We start from the raw sequence: 3,208 nt of genomic DNA, 5'->3' as shown, positions 1-3,208 counted from the left end.
GCGGCCGCCCACCGCAGGCGGCGGCGCAATTCCATGCGCACGCGCAGCGGCGACTGGCGGCGCGCAGATCGGGGCGGCGGGCCAGCAGCGCCGACGGCAGGCCGGGCGCCACCGACGGCGCTTGCAGGGTCATCAACCCCTCATCGCCGCCCACCTCGAAACCCACGGGCTCGCGGCCCAGCAGCAGCGCCAGGGCCGATGCGGTCTGGCGCGCCTGCTCCTCCAGCGGGGCCAGCGCCGTGCGCTGCTGCAGCACGGTGGCGGTCTGCTGCGAGACTTCCAGCGGCGTCGCCACGCCGTTGCGCGCACGCGCCTGCACCACGCGCAGCACGCGCTCGGCGGTTTCCAGGCTTTGGCGGGCGATGCCGGTGCGCTCGCGCAGCGCCAGCCACTGGAAGTAGGTCGTCGCCACCGAAGCCGTGAGCGTGATGCGCGCCGCCTCCAGGTCGTAGCGGCTGGCCTCCAGCGCGGCGCGCGCGCCCTGCTCGCCTGCGGCCAGTCGGCCCCACAGGTCCACCTCGTAGCCCACGCTCAGGGAGACGGAGGTGGACTTGCCCACCCCCGCCCCCTCACTGCGGCTGACCGCGCTGCCTGCGGCGAGCGACACGCCCGGCAGCTGCGCGGCGCCAGCGGTTTGCAATGCCAGGTCGGCCTGGCGCACGCGCTGCGCGGCCACGCGCAAGTCGCCGCTGCCTGCCAGCGCTTCCTGCACCAGGGCTTCGAGCCGGGGCGATCCAAAGCCGCGCCACCAGTCGGGCCCGACGGCGGCAGCGCCTGCATCGGGCGCGCCCGCCCAGGCGGCGGGCAAGTCCATGGGTACCTGTGTGCGCGGCTCATGCACGGCGCAGGCCGTCAGGGCTGCGGCCAGCGCGGCGGCCAGCGCCGTGCGGGAAAGCGCAGGACTGGTGGGCATGTTTTTCTTCCTCATTCCGAAGCCAGGGCGACCACCGGGTCCAGCCCCGCAGCCTTCTTGGCGGGCAGGTAGCCAAAGACCAGCCCGGTGGCGAACGCGCAGCCAAAGGCCAGCAGCACCGGCAGCACGGCGTACTGCACCGGCGTGCCGAAGGCCGCGATGACCGCCGCCGCGCCCAGCCCGAACACCACGCCCAAGGCGCCGCCCAGGGCCGAGACGACCAGCGCCTCGATCAGGAACTGCTGCAGGATGTTGCGCATGCGCGCGCCGGTCGCCATGCGGATGCCGATCTCGCGGGTGCGCTCGGTCACACTCACCAGCATGATGTTCATCACGCCGATGCCGCCCACCAGCAGCGAGATCGCCGCGATGGAGCCCAGCAGGATGGTCATGGTGTTCTGCGTCTCGGTGGCAGTGTCGATGATGGACGCCATGTTGCGGATCTGGAAGTCCACCACGCCGTGGCGCTCGGTCAGCAGCGACTCCACCGCCGCCTGCGTCTCGTCGATGCGGTCGGTGTCGGCCACGGCCACCGTCACGTTGCGCAGGAAGCGCTGGCCCGACAGGCGCAACTGGCTGGTGGCGTAGGGCACGAAGACCACGTCGTCCTGGTCCGTCCCCATGGGCGAGGCGCCGCGCACCGACATGACGCCCACCACCTGAAAGATCAGGTTGTTGACCAGCACGTACTGGCCGATGGGGTCCTGCCCGCCGGGGAACAGCGCGTCCGCCACCGTCTGCCCCAGCACGGCCACGGTGGCGTAGCTGGCCTCGTCTTCCTCGCTGAAGAAGCTGCCGCGCGCCACGGGCCACTGCCGCGCGATGGGGAACTTGGCCGACGTGCCCGTCGCGCTGCTCGAATAGTCCGCCCCGCCGTAGCGCAGCGTGACGGTGCTGTTCTGCTCGGGGATGGCCGCGAGCACGTTGGGCACTTCCTTGTCGATGGCCGCCACGTCGGCCAGCACCAGCGTGGCTGTGCTGTTGAAGCCGCGCTGGTTGGGCGCACCGGGGCGCACCAGCAGCAGGTTGGAGCCCATGGCACTGATGCGGTCGATGACGGCCTGCTTGGCGCCGTCGCCGATGGCCAGCATGGCGATGACCGAGGCCACGCCGATCACGATGCCCAGCAGCGTGAGGACGGAGCGGAACATGTTGGCGCGCAGCGCGCGCAGGGCCGTCTTGGTGGCCTCCAGCACGTCGGCCAGGGCGCTGCTGCGCCCTTTGGCGCGGGGCGTCCAACGCAGCGCCGCCGCGCGCGATGCGTCGCTGGCCTGCGGGCCGGGGTCGGACACGATGTCGCCGTCGCGGATCTCGATGACGCGCTGGGCGTGCTGCGCGACCTCGGGCGCGTGGGTGATGAGGATGACCGTGTGGCCCTGGGCCGCCAGGTCCTTGAGCAGCCGCATCACGTCCGCGCCGCTCTTGCTGTCGAGCGCGCCCGTGGGCTCGTCGGCCAGGATCACGCGCCCGCCGTTCATCAGCGCCCGCGCGATGGAAACCCGCTGCTGCTGCCCGCCCGAGAGCTGGCTGGGCCGGTGGTGCGTGCGCTCGGCCAGGCCCAGCATGGCCAGCAGTTCCAGCGCGCGCGCATGGCGCTCGTGCGGCGGCACGCCCGCATAGACGGCGGGCACTTCCACGTTGTCGGTCGCCGTGCCGGTGGCGATGAGGTTGTAGCTCTGGAACACGAAGCCGAAGGCCTCGCGCCGCAGCGCGGCCAGCTCGTCACGCCCCAGGGCCGACACGTCGCGGCCCATGAAGCGGTAGCTGCCGGTGGTGGGCCGGTCCAGGCAGCCCAGGATGTTCATCAGCGTGGACTTGCCCGAGCCGGACGCGCCCATGATGGCGACCAGCTCCCCGGGGTAGATGGCCAGGTCGATGCCGTGCAGCACCTGCACCGCCAGCTCGCCCTGGCCGTAGGTCTTGGTGACGCCGCGCAGTTCGATGAGCGGCACGGCGCCATCGGCGGCGGGATGCGCAGCGCTCACCGGCGTGTACCCCCGCCCGGGGCGGGGCCCATGCCGGGCGGGCCGCCGAAGCCGCCCGGGGGCTGCTGCTGGCCCGTGCTGGCGGCGCGTTTCGTCTCGGGCTGCTTGATGCCCGCCACGACGCGCTCGCCTTCCTCCAGCCCCGAGAGAATCTGCGCCTGCACGCGGTTGCTGACGCCGACGGTGACCTCGCGCACGCTGACCGTGCCGTCCTCGGCGGCGACCTTGACGGTGGCGGGGCGCGGCGTGCCCGGCGCCGGGGCGCCGCCAGGGCGCGGCCCCATGCCGCGCTGCCGCCCTTCGCCCGGCG

General features: G+C 73.0%; 2 protein-coding genes and 1 pseudogene. All 3 read right to left on the bottom strand.

What is annotated here, in order from left to right:
- A partial coding sequence (locus QM569_RS12340) for a TolC family protein (RefSeq protein ID WP_414987533.1) occupies positions 1–913 on the bottom strand: 913 nt, incomplete at its 3' end.
- Between the two features lie 11 nt (positions 914–924).
- Positions 925–2,898 (bottom strand): MacB family efflux pump subunit, encoded by a 1,974-nt coding sequence (locus QM569_RS12335; RefSeq protein WP_414987532.1) that lies wholly within the window; start codon positions 2,896–2,898, stop codon positions 925–927.
- A pseudogene (locus QM569_RS12330) lies at positions 2,895–3,208 on the bottom strand (efflux RND transporter periplasmic adaptor subunit); the annotation flags it as partial. The pseudogene QM569_RS12330 and the gene QM569_RS12335, both read right to left, overlap by 4 nt.

The organism is Acidovorax sp. (genome assembly GCF_047607405.1).
Lineage (GTDB): Bacteria > Pseudomonadota > Gammaproteobacteria > Burkholderiales > Burkholderiaceae_C > Acidovorax.
The sequence above is the reverse complement of the archived record's forward strand: the minus strand, read 5'-3'. Positions and strand labels throughout refer to the sequence as shown.